At 75.9% G+C, this 14,988-nt stretch carries 8 protein-coding genes; 2 read left to right on the top strand and 6 right to left on the bottom strand.

Annotated features, from left to right (window positions below; genetic code table 11):
• Positions 1-49 precede the first annotated feature (49 nt).
• Positions 50-8,128, bottom strand: coding sequence for a type I polyketide synthase (locus ACR807_RS22530; protein WP_438923362.1), 8,079 nt, complete (start codon positions 8,126-8,128; stop codon positions 50-52).
• Between the two features lie 283 nt (positions 8,129-8,411).
• Between ACR807_RS22530 and ACR807_RS22525 the strand changes: the two genes are divergently transcribed.
• Positions 8,412-8,909 (top strand): flavin reductase family protein, encoded by a 498-nt coding sequence (locus ACR807_RS22525; protein WP_438923361.1) that lies wholly within the window; start codon positions 8,412-8,414, stop codon positions 8,907-8,909.
• A gap of 9 nt (positions 8,910-8,918) precedes the next feature.
• Here ACR807_RS22525 and ACR807_RS22520 read toward each other — a convergent pair whose 3' ends face one another.
• The 4 genes from ACR807_RS22520 to ACR807_RS22505 form a co-directional block, all read right to left on the bottom strand.
• Positions 8,919-9,713 carry an AfsR/SARP family transcriptional regulator gene (locus tag ACR807_RS22520; RefSeq protein WP_438923360.1) on the bottom strand — a complete coding sequence of 265 codons (795 nt, stop codon included), beginning with the start codon at positions 9,711-9,713 and terminating at the stop codon, positions 8,919-8,921.
• 373 nt (positions 9,714-10,086) lie between these two features.
• Positions 10,087-11,079, bottom strand: coding sequence for a helix-turn-helix transcriptional regulator (locus tag ACR807_RS22515; protein ID WP_438923359.1), 993 nt, complete (start codon positions 11,077-11,079; stop codon positions 10,087-10,089).
• Between the two features lie 30 nt (positions 11,080-11,109).
• Positions 11,110-12,339 carry an Nramp family divalent metal transporter gene (locus ACR807_RS22510; RefSeq protein WP_438923358.1) on the bottom strand — a complete coding sequence of 410 codons (1,230 nt, stop codon included), beginning with the start codon at positions 12,337-12,339 and terminating at the stop codon, positions 11,110-11,112.
• Between the two features lie 234 nt (positions 12,340-12,573).
• The gene (locus tag ACR807_RS22505; RefSeq protein WP_438923357.1) at positions 12,574-13,434 is read right to left on the bottom strand and encodes a helix-turn-helix transcriptional regulator; all 861 of its coding nucleotides are present in this window, start codon (positions 13,432-13,434) and stop codon (positions 12,574-12,576) included.
• Between the two features lie 458 nt (positions 13,435-13,892).
• Here ACR807_RS22505 and ACR807_RS22500 point away from each other — a divergent pair, with 458 nt between their 5' ends.
• Positions 13,893-14,669, top strand: coding sequence for a helix-turn-helix transcriptional regulator (locus ACR807_RS22500; RefSeq protein ID WP_438923356.1), 777 nt, complete (start codon positions 13,893-13,895; stop codon positions 14,667-14,669).
• Positions 14,670-14,711: 42 nt separating this feature from the next.
• Here ACR807_RS22500 and ACR807_RS22495 read toward each other — a convergent pair whose 3' ends face one another.
• Positions 14,712-14,918, bottom strand: a complete 207-nt coding sequence (locus ACR807_RS22495; protein WP_438923355.1) for a DUF5988 family protein — start codon at positions 14,916-14,918, stop codon at positions 14,712-14,714.
• Positions 14,919-14,988: the final 70 nt, after the last annotated feature.

The following is a 14,988-nucleotide window of genomic DNA, read 5'->3' as shown; positions in this document are numbered from 1 at the left end:
TACGGCGACGACGAGGGCCGCGTGCCGCCCGCCGGTGGTCCCGCGCGGGTCAGGGCGCGTGCAGCTCCTGGTCGATCAGGGCGAACAGCTCGTCGTCGGAGGACCCGGCCAGCTCGGCCACGGCCGTGGCCTCCGGGTCGAGGCGGCGCAGCAGGTCGCCCAGCCTGGTGACGACGGCCGCGCGGTCGGCGGTCGGGTCGGCCAGCACGGCGTCCACCGCGGCGTCGATCCGCTCCACGCCGGTCGCCGGTCGGTCGCCGGCCAGCAGTTCGTCCAGGTGCGCGGCCACCGCCCTCGGGGTCGGGTGGTCGAACACGAGCGTCGTGGACAGCCGCGCGCCCACCGCCGCGGCGAGCCGGGTGCGCAGTTCCAGGGCGGTCAGCGAGTCGAACCCGTCGTCCAGGAAACCGGCGTCCGGGCGGACGGCGCCGGGGTCGTCGTGCCCGAGGACGCCCGCGGCGGTGCTCTGCACCAGGTCCAGCAGCAGGGCGAGCCGGTCCTCGTCCGCGAGCCCGACCAGGTCGTCGGCCACGGACCGGGTGGGCGGGGCGGGCCGGCGGGGCGCGGCGCGCACCAGGCCGGCCACCAGCGGCGACCCGGTGTCGGCCGACCAGCCGGCGGTGTCCAGGCGGGCCGTCACGAGCAGCGGTCCCGGTGCGGCGAGGGCGGAGTCGAGCAGCGCGAGGCCGTGCGCGGCGGACATGGTCGCGAGGCCCCGCCTGCCCAGCCGGGCGACGTCGGCGGCGGACACCCCGTCCGCCATGCCGCCCGCCCCGGCCCACGGGCCCCACGCCAGGGAGGTCGCGGGCAGGCCGCGGGCCGTGCGGTGGTGGGCCAGCGCGTCGAGGAACGCGTTGGCCGCCGCGTAGGCGGACTGGCCCTGGTTGCCGAGCACGCCGACCGCCGAGGAGAACAGCACGAACGCGGCCAGGTCGGCGTCGCGGGTGAGCCGGTGCAGGTGCCAGGCGGCGTCGGCCTTGGGCCGCAGCACGGCGTCGGCGTCGGCCTCGGTCAGGCGGTCGAACGTGGCGTCGGCGAGCACGCCCGCCGCGTGCACGACGGCGGTCAGCGGGTGGGCGGCGGGGACGCCCGCCACCAGCGCGGCCAGGTCGTCCGGGTCGCCCGCGTCGCAGGCGACCACCCTGGCCTCCGCGCCCAGCGCCGCCAGGTCGGCGACCAGGTCGGCCGCACCGGGCGCGCCCGGTCCCCGCCGGCTGGTGAGCAGCAGGTGCCGGGCGCCGTGCGCGGTGACCAGGTGCCGGGCGGTGAGCGCGCCGAGCGTGCCGGTGCCGCCGGTGACCAGGACCGTGCCGGCCGGGTCGAGCGGCCGTCCCGGCGCGCCGCCGGTCGCGCGGGCCAGGCGGGGCGCCAGCACGACCCCGCGCCGCACGGCCACCTGGGGCTCGCCGGCGGCGAGGGCGGCCGACACGTGCCGGTCGCCGTGGTCGTCCACGTCGAGCAGCACGACCCGGCCGGGTTCCTCGGCCTGCACCGCGCGCACCAGGCCCCACAGCGCGGACGCCGCCAGGTCGGGCACGTCCTCCCCGGGCGCGGTGGCCACCGCGCCGGAGGTCAGCACCACCAGCGGCCGGTCCCGCACCGCCGCCGCCCGCAGCGCGCCGACCACGTCGGCCAGCACGCGCCGCGCCTCGGCGGGCACGTCGTCGCCGCGCGCGCCGCGCGTGTCGAGCACCAGTGCCGACCGGCCGGGCGGCACCGGGTCACCGGGCCGGACCAGCGCGAACGGCTCGGTGCCCGCGGTGGGCACCGGCGACCAGGCCACGACGTGCGGCCGGGCGCCACCGGCGGCGACCTGGTCGGGCGTCACGGGCACCAGGCGCAGCGACCGCGCGGACGCCACCGGCCGGCCGTCGACGTCCACGACCGCCAGCGCCACCCCGTCGGGCGACGGCGTCAGCCTGGCGCGCAGCACCGCGCCGGTCGGCCCCGCCACCCCGACGCCGGACCAGGAGAACGGCAGCGCCACGCCCTCGCCGACGCCCACCAGCGGGTGCAGGGCGGCGTCGAGCAGCACGGGGTGCAGCGCGAACCCGCCCGGCACGCCCTCGGGCAGCTCCACCTCGGCGAACAGCTCGTCGCCGTGCCGCCAGGCCGCGCGCAGCGCCCGGAAGGCGGGCCCGTAGTCGTAGCCGCGGTCCGCCAGGTCGCGGTAGAGCGCGTCCACGTCGAGCCGCTCCGCCCCGGCCGGCACGTCGACCGGTCCGGGCGCGGCCACCGGGTCCGGGGCCAGCAGGCCCTCGGCGTGCCGGACCCACTCGTCGTCGCCCGCGCGGGCGTGCACGGCCACCGGCCGCCGGCCGTCGCCGTCCGGGTCGCCCACCTCGACCTGCACCCGCACCACGCCGTCCTCCGGCAGCACCAGCGGGCGCAGCAGGGTCAGCTCCTCGACCGCCGCGCAGCCCGCGTCGGCGGCGGCGCGCAGCGCGAGGTCGAGGAACGCGGTGCCGGGCAGCAGCGGGCCGCCGAGCACGGCGTGGTCGACCAGCCAGGGGTGCGCGCGGAGCGACAGCCGCCCGGTGAGCACCGCGCCGCCGCCCGCCAGCCCGACGGAGGCGTCGAGCAGCGGGTGCCCGTCGACCGGCGCGTCGGCGCCCGCGTCCAGCCAGTGCCGGCGGCGCTGGAACGGGTAGGTCGGCAGCGCCGCGCGCGCCGCGCCCGCGCCGAACACCGCCACCGGGTCGAACCCGACGCCCGCGACCCACAGCTCGCCGAGCGCGCGGACCGCGGCCACCGCCTCGTCCTGGTCGGCCCGCGAGGCGGGCACCACCGCGGCGTCCTCGGCGGTCCGCCGCGCCTGCGCGGTCAGCGCCCCGTCCGGCCCGACCTCCAGGAAGCGACCGGCGTCCACCGAGGACAGTGCCTCGTGGAAGCGGACCGTGCCGCGCACGTGGCGCACCCAGTGGTCGGCGTCGAAGGACCGCGCCGGCTCACCGGTCACGGTGGACACGATCGGGATTTCCGGTGCGCCGAACGGGATCGCGGCGACGACCTCGCGGAACTCGTCGAGCACCGGGTCCATCAGCGGCGAGTGGAACGCGTGGCTCACCCGCAGCCGCTTCACCCGGCGCCCCGCACCCGTGAAGTGCCCGACGACCTCGTCCAGCCGCCGCGCGTCGCCCGAGACGACCACCGAGGACGGCCCGTTCACCGCCGCCACCGCCAGCCCCTCCCCCAGCAGCGGCAGGACCTCGTCCTCGGTGGCCTCCACGGCCGCCATCGCCCCGCCGCCCGGCAGCCCGTCCATCAACCGGCCGCGGGCGGCCACCAGCCGCGCCGCGTCCTCCAGCGGCACGACGCCGGCCACGTGCGCGGCGGCGATCTCCCCCACCGAGTGCCCGATCAGCCGGTCGGGGCGCACGCCCCACGACTCGAACAGCCGGAACAGGGCGGTCTGGAAGGCGAACAGCGCGCCCTGGGCGTAGACCGTGCGGTCGAGCCGGTCGGCGTCGTCCGCGACCACCTCGCGCAGCGGGCGGTCGACGTGGCCCGCCAGCGCGGCGTCCACCGCCGCCACGGCCTCGTCGAACGCCGACGCGAACACGGGGAACGCCCCGCGCAGCCCCGAGCCCATGCCGACCCGCTGCCCGCCCTGCCCCGAGAACAGGAACACCAGCCCGGCCGGGGCCGGTCCACCGACCGGGCCGCCCGTCGCGAGCGCGCGCAACCCCGCGACCAGCTCGTCCGGGGTCCGGCCGGCGACCGCGGCGCGCCGCTCGTGCACCGCCCGCGACGCCAGGGTCAGGCCCGCGTCGGCGGGCCGGTGCGCGCCGACGCGCTCGGCCAGGCGGGCGGCGAGGTCGCGCACCGCCTCGTCCGTGCGGCCGGACAGCACCAGCGGCACCACCGGGGCCACCTCGCCCGCCGGGAGCGCGGCGCCCGGCGCCTGCTCCAGCACCACGTGCGCGTTCGTCCCGCTGATCCCGAACGACGACACGCCCGCCCGGCGCGGCCGGTCCACCTCCGGCCACGGCCGGGCGCCGGTCAGCAGTTCGACCGGACCGGCCGCCCAGTCCACGTGCCGGGACGGGACGTCCAGGTGCAGGGTGCCGGGCAGGGTGCCCTCGCGCAGCGCGTGCACCATCTTGATCACGCCGGTGACGCCGGCGGCGGCCTGGGTGTGGCCGATGTTCGACTTCACCGAGCCCAGCAGCAGCGGCCGGTCGGCGGGCCGGTCGCCGTACGCCGTGATGAGGGCCCGCGCCTCGACCGGGTCGCCGAGCGCGGTGCCGGTGCCGTGCGCCTCCACCGCGTCCACGTCGGCCGGGCGCAGGCCCGCGTCGGCCAGCGCGGCGCGGACCACCCGCTCCTGGGCGGGCCCGCTGGGCGCGGTGAGGCCGTTGGACGCGCCGTCCGAGTTGACCGCCGTGCCGCGCACCAGCGCCAGCACGGGCCGGCCGAGCCGCCGCGCGTCGGACAGCCGGGCCAGCAGCACGAGGCCGACGCCCTCCGCCCACGCCGTGCCGTCCGCCCGGTCGGAGAACGGTTTGCAGCGGCCGTCCGCGGCCAGCCCGCGCTGGCGGCTGAACTCGGTGAACATGCCGGGCGACGACATCACCGCCACCCCGCCGGCCAGCGCCAGGTCGGACTCGCCGCGCCGCAGCGACTGCACCGCCAGGTGCACCGACACCAGCGACGACGAGCACGCGGTGTCCACGCTGAGCGACGGGCCCTCCAGCCCGTAGACGTAGGACAGCCGGCCGGAGGCGACGCTCGCCGTGCCGCCGGTCAGGGCGTGCCCCTCGTGGCCGCGCGGCGTGCGGTGCAGGGGCGGTCCGTAGTCGTGGGGCGTGAGGCCGACGAACACGCCGGTCCGGCTGCCGCGCAGCGATCCCGGCTCGATGCCCGCGTTCTCCAGCAGCTCCCAGGACGACTCCAGCAGCAGCCGCTGCTGGGGGTCCATGACGGCGGCCTCGCGCGGCGGCACCCCGAAGAAGTCGCCGTCGAACCGGTCGGCGTCGTGCAGGAAGCCGCCCTGCCGGGTGTAGGTGGTGCCGGGCGCGCCGCCCGGGTCGTACAGGGCGTCCAGGTCCCAGCCGCGGTTGTCCGGGAACGGCCCGATCGCGTCGACCCCGTCCAGGGCCAGCCGCCACAGCGCGTCGGGCGTGTCCGCGCCACCGGGCCACCGGCCGCTCACCGCCACGATCGCGATGGGCTCGTCCTCGACGACCCGTGCGGCCGGGGGCGGCGCGGGCGCGGGGGTGTCGCCGGAGAGGTGGCGGACCACGGCGGCGGGCGTCGGGTGCTCGAAGGTCAAGGTGGCGGGCAGGCGCAGGCCGGTGGCCTGGCCGAGCAGGTCGCGGAACTCGACCACGCCCGCCGAGTCGAACCCGAGGTCGCGGAACGGCCGGTCGAGGTCGAGCGGGTCCGGCGCGGTGCCGAGGACGACGGCGGCCGTCTGCCGCACCAGCGCCGCGAAGTCGACCCGGTCGGGCGCGGGCCCGTCCACCGCTCGCCCGACGCCGGCCGGTTCCGCGAGGTCCGGCTCCACGACGTCGGCCCGATCCGCGAGGGGCGCGGCCGGTCCGGGGGCGCCCGGCAGCCAGTGCCGCCGCCGGTCGAACGCGTAGGTCGGCAGTTCCACGCGGCGGGCGCCGGCGCGCGCGGTCGCCCGCCAGTCCACCTCGACGCCGCTCGCGTGCACGCGCCCCAGCGAGGTCAGGAACGTGCCCCGCCCGCCGTGGTCGCGGCGCAGCGTGCCGGTGACGAGGCCGTCCACGCCGGCCTCCGCCAGCAGCGCCTCGATGCCGACCCCCAGCACGGGGTGGGCGCTGACCTCGACGAACGTCCGGTGCCCGGCCTGCACCGCCCGGGACGCCGCGCCCTGGAAGTCGACGGTGCCGCGCAGGTTGCGGTACCAGTACCCGGCGGTCAGGCCGGTGGTGTCCAGGGGGCCGGCGGTCACCGTCGAGTAGAACGGCAGCTCGGCGGCGCGCGGCCGGACGCCGGACAGCACGCCCAGCAGCTCGTCGCGGATCTCCTCCACGTGGTCGCAGTGCGAGGCGTAGTCCACCGGCACGACGCGGGCGTTGACCCCCTCGTCCCGGTAGTCCGCGACGAGCCGCTCCAGCGCGTCCCGGTCGCCGGAGACGACGGTGGACGACGGCCCGTTCACGGCGGCGACGGCGAGCGGCCCGCCCGCGACCCGGTCGCGCACCCCGGCCGCCGGCAGCGGCACGGACGCCATGCCGCCGGCCCGGGTGATGCCGGTGAGGGCCCTGCTGCGCAGCGCCACCACCGCCGCCGCGTCGGCCAGCGTCAGCGCGCCCGCGACGTGCGCGGCGGCGATCTCGCCCTGGGAGTGGCCGATCACCGCGTCCGGCCGCACGCCCGCCGAGCGCCACAGCGCGGCCAGCGACACCATGACCGCGAACAGCACCGGCTGCACCACGTCCACCCGGTCGAGCGACGGCGAGCCGGGCCGTTCCCGCAGCACGTCGAACAGCGACCAGTCCACGTGCGGGGCGAGCGCGTCGGCGCAGTCGACCAGGGAGGCGGCGAACACCGGTTCGTCGGCGAGCAGGGCGCGGGCCATGCCCGGCCACTGGGTGCCCTGACCGGGGAAGACGAACACCGTGCCGCCGGTGGTGCTCCGGCGCCGGCCGCGCACCAGGCCCGCGGCCTGGCCCCCGTCGCGCAGCGCGGCGAGCCCGTCCAGCAGGGCCTCCCGGTCGGCGCCGACCACGACGGCGCGGTGGTCGAGGTGCGGGCGGTCCACGGCGAGGGACAGGGCGACGTCGTGCGGCGGCAGGTGCTCGTGCGCGGCGACGTGGTCGTGCAGCCGCCCGGCCTGGCCGCGCAGCGCGGCGGGCGAGGCCGCCGACACCGGCCAGGCGACGGCGGTCGGGCGGCGCCGGGCGCGGAACGGCACCGGGGTGCGCGGCGGGCTCGCCACGACGACGTGGCAGTTCGTGCCGCCCATGCCGAACGCGGACACACCGGCGACCGCGGGACCGGGCAGCTCCCGGTACTCCCGCTGCACGGCGAGGCCCAGCGCGTCGAGCGGCACGTCCGGGTGGGGGCGCTCGAAGTTCAGGCTGGGCGGCAGGCCGCCGTTGGCCAGCGACAGCAGCACCTTGAGCAGGCCGGTGATGCCCGCCGCGCCCTCCAGGTGGCCGGTGTTGGTCTTCACCGAGCCCACGGCGAGCGGGGTGGCGGCGTCGCGCCCGAACACCGCGCCCAGCGCCGCCGCCTCGACCGGGTCGCCGACCCTGGTGCCGGTGCCGTGCAGCTCCACGTAGGCGACGTCGGCGGGGTCCACCCCCGCCCGGCGGTGCGCGGCGGTGATCACGGCGGCCTGGCCGCGCGCGTCCGGGGTGGTGAGCCCGTCGGTCGCGCCGTCGCTGTTCACCGCGCTGCCCAGCAGCACGCCGAGCACCCGGTCGCCGTCGGCCTCGGCCGCCGCGAGCGGTTTGAGCAGCAGGGCCACGCCGCCCTCGCCGCGCACGTAGCCGTTGGCGCGGGCGTCGAAGGTGAAGCTGCGGCCGTCCGGGGACAGCGCGCCCAGCCGTTCGACGCGGACCGTGCTGTCCGGTGCGAGGTTGAGGTGCACGCCCGCCACCAGGGCCAGCTCGGACTCGCCGCGGCGCAGGCTCTCGCACGCCAGGTGCACCGCGACCAGCGACGAGGACTGCCCGGAGTCGACGGTCAGGCTGGGGCCGTGCAGGCCGAGGGCGTGGGACAGGCGGTTGGCGAGCATCCCGCGGTTGAGGCCGGTCAGCGTGTGCCGGGTGATCGCGCCGGTGCCGCCGCGCGCCGCGAGCACCGCGTAGTCGTCGGCCATCGCGCCGACGAACACACCGGTCGCCGTGCCGCGCAGCGCGGTGGGCGGGGTGCCCGCCCGTTCGACGGCCTCCCAGCCCAGCTCCAGCACCAGCCGCTGCTGCGGGTCGAGGTCGGCGGCCTCCCTCGGGGTGATGCCGAAGAACGCCGCGTCGAACAGGTCCGCACCGGGCACCACGCCCGCCCAGCGGCCGGGTTCGACCTCGACCACCGCGCTGCGGCCCTCGGCCAGCTGCCGCCAGAACCCGGCCGGGTCGTCGGCGCCGGGCAGGCGGCAGGCCGCGCCGACGACCGCGATGGCGTCGGTCCGGGTGATCGGTGCGCTCATGTGTACCCCGTTCTCGCTCGGGAAGGGCGGGCCCGCGCCGTCGCGGCGCACGGGGCTCGCGGAGTGGCGCCCGAGCCGTTCGGCTGCCGCGTCCACTTCATCCTGGTGATCCCGGATAACCCACCGCTAACCCGCGGATAACGCGGCGCGGGTGGCGTTCCCGGGCGGTCCGGCGCGCCGGGGGACCAAATCCGCGGCGGACTTTGGTGCCGCGGCCACAGCTGTCGCGGCGGGCGCGGGACTACCGTTTCCCCACGACCGCGCGAGAAGAACGGGGACGAACGTGGGCAGGATCGACGCAACGCGTTTCCGGAACACCCTGGGGCACCTGCCGACCGGGGTCGTGGTGATCACCGCGACCGACCGGCTCGGGCTCCCGGTGGGCCTGGCGTGCAACTCGTTCACCTCGGTGTCGCTGGAGCCCCCGCTGGTGCTGTTCTGCGTGGGGCTCGGCTCGTCCACCTGGCCCGCGGTCCGGGCGGCGGGCAGGTTCCGGGTGAACGTCCTGGACCGCGGCCACGAGCACCTGAGCCGCCGGTTCGCCGCGCGCGGCGTGGACCGGTTCGCCGGCGTGCCGTGGACGCCCACCCCGTTCGGGCCGGCCCTGGAGGGGGCGGTCGCGGGCATCGGGTGCGAGGTGGCGGCGGAGCACCCCGGCGGCGACCACGTGATCGTCGTCGCCGGGGTGCTCGCGCTGGAGGTCGGCGAGTCGCCCGCCGAGCCCCTGGTGTTCCACCGCGGCCGCTACGGCTCCTTCGCCGAGTTCGACCCGGCGCGGTGAGGTGGGCCCTCAGCGCCCGCCTCGGGTGCCCGCCGGGGCGAGTGCCGCGTCGGGGCCGGGCTCGCGGTCGAGGATCGCCCGCTCCAGCTCCCGCAGCGGCGGGCTGGGTTCCAGCCCGAGCCCCTCGACGAGGGCGGCCCGGGTGCGCCGGTAGACGCCCAGGGCGTCCGACCGCCGCCCGCACCGGTAGAGCGCGAGCATGAGGTTGCCGCACGCCCGCTCGCGCAGGGGTTCGGCCTCGACCAGCGCCGCCAGGTCGCCGATGACGTCGCGGTAGCGGCGCATCGCCATGTCCGCCTCGACCCGGTGCTCCACGGCCGCGGTCCGGGCGTCGCGCAGCGCCCTCATCTCCGGCCAGTCGTAGCCGTGCTCGACGAGGTCGGCCAGCGCCGGTCCCCGCCAGCAGTCCAGCGCCGCGCTCAACGTGGCCGACGCCCGTTCCCACAGCCCGGCCGACAGCTCGGCCCGGCCCTGCTCGGACAGGGTGCGGAAGCGGGCGAGGTCCACCCGGTCGTCGTCCACGCTGAGCAGGTAGCCGGGTCCCCGCCGCAGCAGCAGCGGCGGGTCGGCACCGGGCGCGCCCGCCAGGGCGGTGCGCAGCCGGAACACCGCGTTGTGCAGCACCTGCTTGCCCGACGGCGGTGCCGCCGCCGGCCAGACCGCGTCCATCAACCTGCTCACCGGGACCATCTCGTTGCTGTACAGCAGCAGGTAGCAGAGGGTGGCGGTCCGCCGGACGCCGCCGAGCCGCACCTGCCGATCACCGTCGTGGACCCGGAGCGGGCCCAGCACCTCGAACCACATGACTCACCTCGATGGGGTGTCGCCGTGCTCGTGCGCGGGAGGGAAGTCGTGCCGGGGCGACCACCGGTCAGTCCTGCGCGCCCCAGCCGGTGTCGAGCGCGGTGCGGTTTCCACGGTTTCGATCGAACATTTCTTCTCCCAAGTACCGGTTGATTCGGTCGGGCAAAACGCCCGGGATGTACCCCCGAGGTCTTCCCGCAGCCATTTCGAGGTTAAACACGGAATCAGCCGGACTTCCACCGCGCCCCTGCGCAGGAAGCTGCACTTCATCTTCCGGAACGACTCGGGCGGTCGGCCGGGAAACGCGCCGGGAGCGGGCACGGCGGACGGCGGAACCGCCGAGGGCGGTTCCGCCGTCCCGAGCACGGGTGGGTCAGGACTCGTCGTACCGCATCTCCCGCACGGCGTAGCCCAGCTGGAAGCGGCTCGTCGCGCCGAACCGCTGCATGAGCTGGCCGATGTGCTTGCGGCAGGTGCGCACGGACAGGCCCAGCCGTCGGGCGATGGCGTCGTCCTTGGCGCCCGCCTCCAGCATCTTGACGATCTCGACCTTGAGGTCGTCGCCGATCACGTCGGGCGCCGCGCGGCGCGTGTCGAACTCCTTGGCGCCGCCCCACGCCTGCTCGAAGCAGGAGTGCAGGAACCCCACGAGGGCGGGGTCGCGGACCACCGCCGCGGCGCCGGGGCCCGCCGCCGGGGCGGGCACGAAGGCCGTGGCCTGGTCGAAGATGATGAGCCTGCCGAACAGCGCCTCGGCGGTCCGGAACTCGGCGCCCTCGGTGATGAGCTTCTCGGCGTGCTCGCGGGTGTTCGGGTCGAAGCGGGCGGTGTGCTGGTAGAGCACCCGCATCCGCACGCCACGGGCCAGCATCCGCCGGTCGCGTTCCTCGGCCTCGTGCAGCTCCTGCGCCGAGCGCGGTCCGCCCGGTTGCACGGACACCACCTCGATGGTGCAGTTCGCGGCCGCCTCACGGAGGAGCGCGAGGACCGAGACGACGTCCGGCACCACACCCCACCCGGACGCGCCGCGGATGCCGAAACGGCTCTCGCGGAATTGTTCAGCGGCATTCCTCAACTCTTCCCGGAAATGATCGAGCTCGGCTTGCCGTTCCAGCACCTCGAGTTCCGCCGACGGCAGGAGGGTGTTCACCGCGACGCTCGGGTTGCTCGGCACGTAACGTCCCGAGGCCGTTCTCCTGATCAACCTCATGGCGAGCAGGTTGGCGATCACCCGCTCGCCCTCGTCGAGGGTGCGGCCCAGTGCGCCGGCCGCCTCCGCGGCGCTGAAGTCGTCCTGGCCGAGCGCCCACCGGTAGACCTCGAAACTGCCGTCCAGCGGTTTCGGGATACCTTCCGCCCAGTCCACTGCCGTCCTCCTGGTGATCGCGCGCGCCGCTCATGCCGTGAACCCCCGGACGACCAGGAAGAGGTTGAGCCCGGACACCAGCGCGGCCGCGACCACGCCGACCGCCGTCGTCGCGCGGCGGTTCACCAGGGCTCCCATCACGTCGCGCCGCCTGCCGAGCAGCACCAGCGGGACGAGCGCGAACGGGATGCCGAAGGACAGCACCACCTGGCTGAGCACGAGGGCGCGCGTCGGGTCGACGCCGGACGCCAGCACGGCCAGCGGGGGCACCATGGTCAGCAGCCGGCGCAGCCACAGGGGTATGCGCCGGCGCAGGAAGCCCTCCATGATCACCTGACCGGAGTAGGTGCCGACGCTGGACGCGGCCAGCCCCGAGGCCAGCAGCGCCAGGGCGAACGCCAGCGCCGCGCCCGTCCCGAGCACGGCGCCGAGCCCGGCGTGCACCTCCTCCAGCGACTCGCCGACGCCGGTGCCGTGCAGCGCGTCGGCCGCCACCACCAGCATGGTGGCGTTGACCAGCGCCGCGAGGCCCAGGGCGACCGCGATGTCCACCCGGGCCGCGCGCACCAGCACCCGTCGACGGTCCACATCGGACGAGTGCAGGTGCTGGGTGAGCGCCGAGTGCAGGTAGATCACGTGCGGCATCACCGTCGCGCCGAGCATCCCGGTGGCCAGCAGCACGCTGTCCACGCCCGCGAAGCCCGGCACCAGCCCGCCCGCCAGGCCGTCGAGCGGCCCGAGCTGCAACGCCTGGTAGAGGAAGCCGGCGAGCACGACCGCCAGCATCCCGCCGATCACCGTCTCGAAGCGCCGGCGTCCCGAGGGCGCCAGCGCCAGCACCCCCGCCGAGACCACCGCCGCGATGACCGCGCCGACCAGCAGGGGCACGTCGAACAGCAGGTTCAACGCCACCGCCGCGCCGACGAACTCGGCCAGGTCGGTGGCCATGGCCACCAGTTCCGCCTGCACCCACAGCAGGCGGGTGACCGGCCGCGGGTAGTGCTCCCGGCACAGCTCCGCCAGGTTCCGGCCGGTCGCCACGCCGAGCTTGGCCGACTGGTGCTGCACGAACATCGCCAACGCGCTCGCGCTCACGATCACCCACAGCAGCAGGTAGCCGTGCGCGGCGCCCCCAGCCGTGTTGGTCGCGAAGTTGCCCGGGTCGACGTAGGCCACCGCCACCACGAACGCGGGCCCGATCGCCACCGCGGCGGACCCGATCCCGGTCCGCCCCGTTCGGCGACGCAAGGTCCAAACCATGCTCGCATCCTCTCCGCCGCGAAGTCCACGCACCGGGCGGCCAGGGGCCGGTCCGGAGCCGAGGGGAGCCTGCGCGGGCGGAAGGCGGTGCGCCCGCGACATCGGAGACGGGGAGCGCGGCGGCACGCGGCGGCCCCGACGAATCCTCTTCCGGCCGGTGGCGCACCGCTCACACCCGCGCCGACCCCCGCAGACGAACGTATTCACAGTTGAAGGAGTGCAACCAGTGTCGTCTTATCGTGGTACTGGCACCACCAGTCGCTCCAGGTAGGTCAACCGCTCGACCGTGTCGGAGGCGGGATCGGGCATGTAGAGCATGAGCCGGTGGTCCGGCCGGTCGATCGGGGTCAGGGCCACGTGCTCGAAGGCGAGGACGCCCACGACGGGGTGGCGGAACCGCAGCAGCCGCAACGGGGTCTCGACCAGTTCCTGCAACCCCCACAGGGACACGAAGCGGTCGCTGGACGCGGACAGGTCCAGCACCAGCCGCTCCAGCACCGGGTCGTCCGGGTAGCGGGCGACCTGGGCGCGCAGCTGCGCCACGAGTTCCCGGGCCAGCTCCTCCTCCTGGGGGTAGAAGTCCGTGACGCCCTCTTCGAGGAAGAACGAGTGGAAGCAGTTCTCGTGCGGCGCGGCGAGGTTGAACGCGCGCTGCGCCACCACGTTGGCGGCGACGACGTTCCAGTGGCGGTCCAGGACGTAGGCCGGGTTGGGCGACCAGCCGTCGGCCAGCAGGACCAGGTCGCGGACGTCGCGGCCGGGTGGCTCGACGTGCCGGGCCGGTGGTACCAGGCCGACCAGGTTGTAGAGGTGCGCGCGTTCGGCGTGCGACAGCTTCAGCGCCTGACTGACGGAGTCGAGGACGCGCTCGGACACGTTGATGTCCTTGCCCTGCTCCAGCAGCGTGTACCAGGACAGCCCCACGTTGGCCAGCACCGCCACCTCCTCGCGGCGCAGGCCCGGCGTGCGGCGGCGGCCGTCGACCGCGAGCCCCACGTCGGAGGGGGCGAGCCTCGCCCGGCGAGAACGGAGGAAATCGCGCAACTCGTGCCGGCGGGCGGGCGCGCTCAGCGCCGGCGAGGTTCTCTTGTCCATACTTCGAAAGTAGGACGGCCACCGACCGCGCGGCAACATCCCGGGAAGCGCGGAGGAATCACGGGATTGACGCGGAAGACGTGCCGAAGTGTGCACCAAAAGGCACCACACAAAGTCTTCACCCGGACGGACGAAAAAGAATCTTGGACACCGGGGGGACGTCACAGCGCGCACACGGAAGATGCCGCAAATGGGGCACGACTAGGCTGATCGAGCCGGTCCCCCGAGCGCCGGCCACCCACCAAAGACGCTCTGAGCAGCGAGAAAAGCCTTGTTCGACGCGGTTTACGGAGCGGAACCGAAAGACTTTCCCAACACTGAGAAAGGAGTGATCCTAATCACATCCAATTGGCGGAACAAGATCGAAGCTTTCCACCGGTGCGCCTGATGGACAGGCCGCGCGGCAGCGAATAGGCTGACCGGTGTTCGACCACGTCGACTCGGGGGATGCGGTGGTCTTGCGTGAGAATGCGGTGAAGAAGACCATGCGCCGGGAGTTCCTGCATTCACGGAGGGCACGCCTTTCCCCGAGCGACGTCGGGTTGCCGTCCAGCGGCCGGCGCGGCACCCCGGGGTTGCGGCGCGAAGAGGTGGCGGCGCTCGCCGGGGTCAGCGCGTCCTGGTACACGTGGCTGGAGCAGGGCCGCGACATCAAGGTCTCCGACGCGGTGCTCGACGCGGTCAGCGAGGCGCTGCGGCTCAGCCCGGCCGAGCGCGCGCACCTGTACCGGCTGGCCGACCGCACCCCGCCGCCGCACGCCGCCCCGACCGGCCTCCAGGCGGCCGGGCTGGCCCGGTTGGCGCACGGCTGGCGCACCGGACCGGCCTACGTGCTGGGCCGCCTCTGGGCGGTCGAGGCGGCGAACGCCGAGGCGCGCGACACCCTGGGCGTGCGGGTCGGCCGCAACCGCCTGGTCGACTTCTTCACCGACGCCGCGTTCGGCGAGCGGCACCACCGCTGGCTCGACACCGCCGAACTGCTGCTCGGCGCGTTCCGGGTGCAGGCGGCCCGCTTCCCCGGCGACCCGGGGGTGGCCGCCCTCGTGCGCGAGCTGTCCGCCACCAGCCCGGTGTTCCGCGAGCTGTGGCGCGAGCAGCACATCACCGACGGCGCGTGCGCGGTGGTCGAGGTCCGGCGGGCGGACGGCGCGCACACCCGGCTGCGGCGGGCCGTGCTCGGCGCGGACGAGCGCGGCGACGCCTGCCTGGTCGTGTACTCCCCCGCCGACGCGTGAGGCGGGCGGACGGGCCCTCGCCGAGGACCCGTCCGCCGGGGCTCACTCCGCGATCTTCGTCCGGTACGACCAGGTGAACACCGGGAGGTGCTCCCCGTCCACCAGCCTGCTCTCCTCGCTGCGCGTGAAGTGCTCGTGGCCCGAGGCGTGCGGGACGCGGACCTTCGCGTCGAGCCCGTCCACCAGCTCGACGACCTCGCCGTCGAACGTCCGGGGCCCGCCGGTCAGCACTGCCTTCCTGCTCTGCACGATGTCCACCTTTCGCCGGGCCCGCCTCGGCGGGCCGCCCGGTGTGCGCGAATCCACTGTGTGCCGGCAG

This window comes from Saccharothrix sabaoui (assembly GCF_051756985.1).
GTDB lineage: Bacteria > Actinomycetota > Actinomycetes > Mycobacteriales > Pseudonocardiaceae > Actinosynnema.
This window is presented reverse-complemented; position numbering and strand designations above follow the sequence as displayed.

Bases quoted from the DNA above. Each gene is read 5' to 3' on its own strand.
- ACR807_RS22510 (WP_438923358.1), bottom strand. From the start codon at position 12,339: ATGGTTTGGACCTTGCGTCGCCGAACGGGGCGGACCGGGATCGGGTCC.
- ACR807_RS22520 (WP_438923360.1), bottom strand. From the start codon at position 9,713: ATGTGGTTCGAGGTGCTGGGCCCGCTCCGGGTCCACGACGGTGATCGG.
- ACR807_RS22505 (WP_438923357.1), bottom strand. From the start codon at position 13,434: ATGGACAAGAGAACCTCGCCGGCGCTGAGCGCGCCCGCCCGCCGGCAC.
- ACR807_RS22530 (WP_438923362.1), bottom strand. From the start codon at position 8,128: ATGAGCGCACCGATCACCCGGACCGACGCCATCGCGGTCGTCGGCGCG.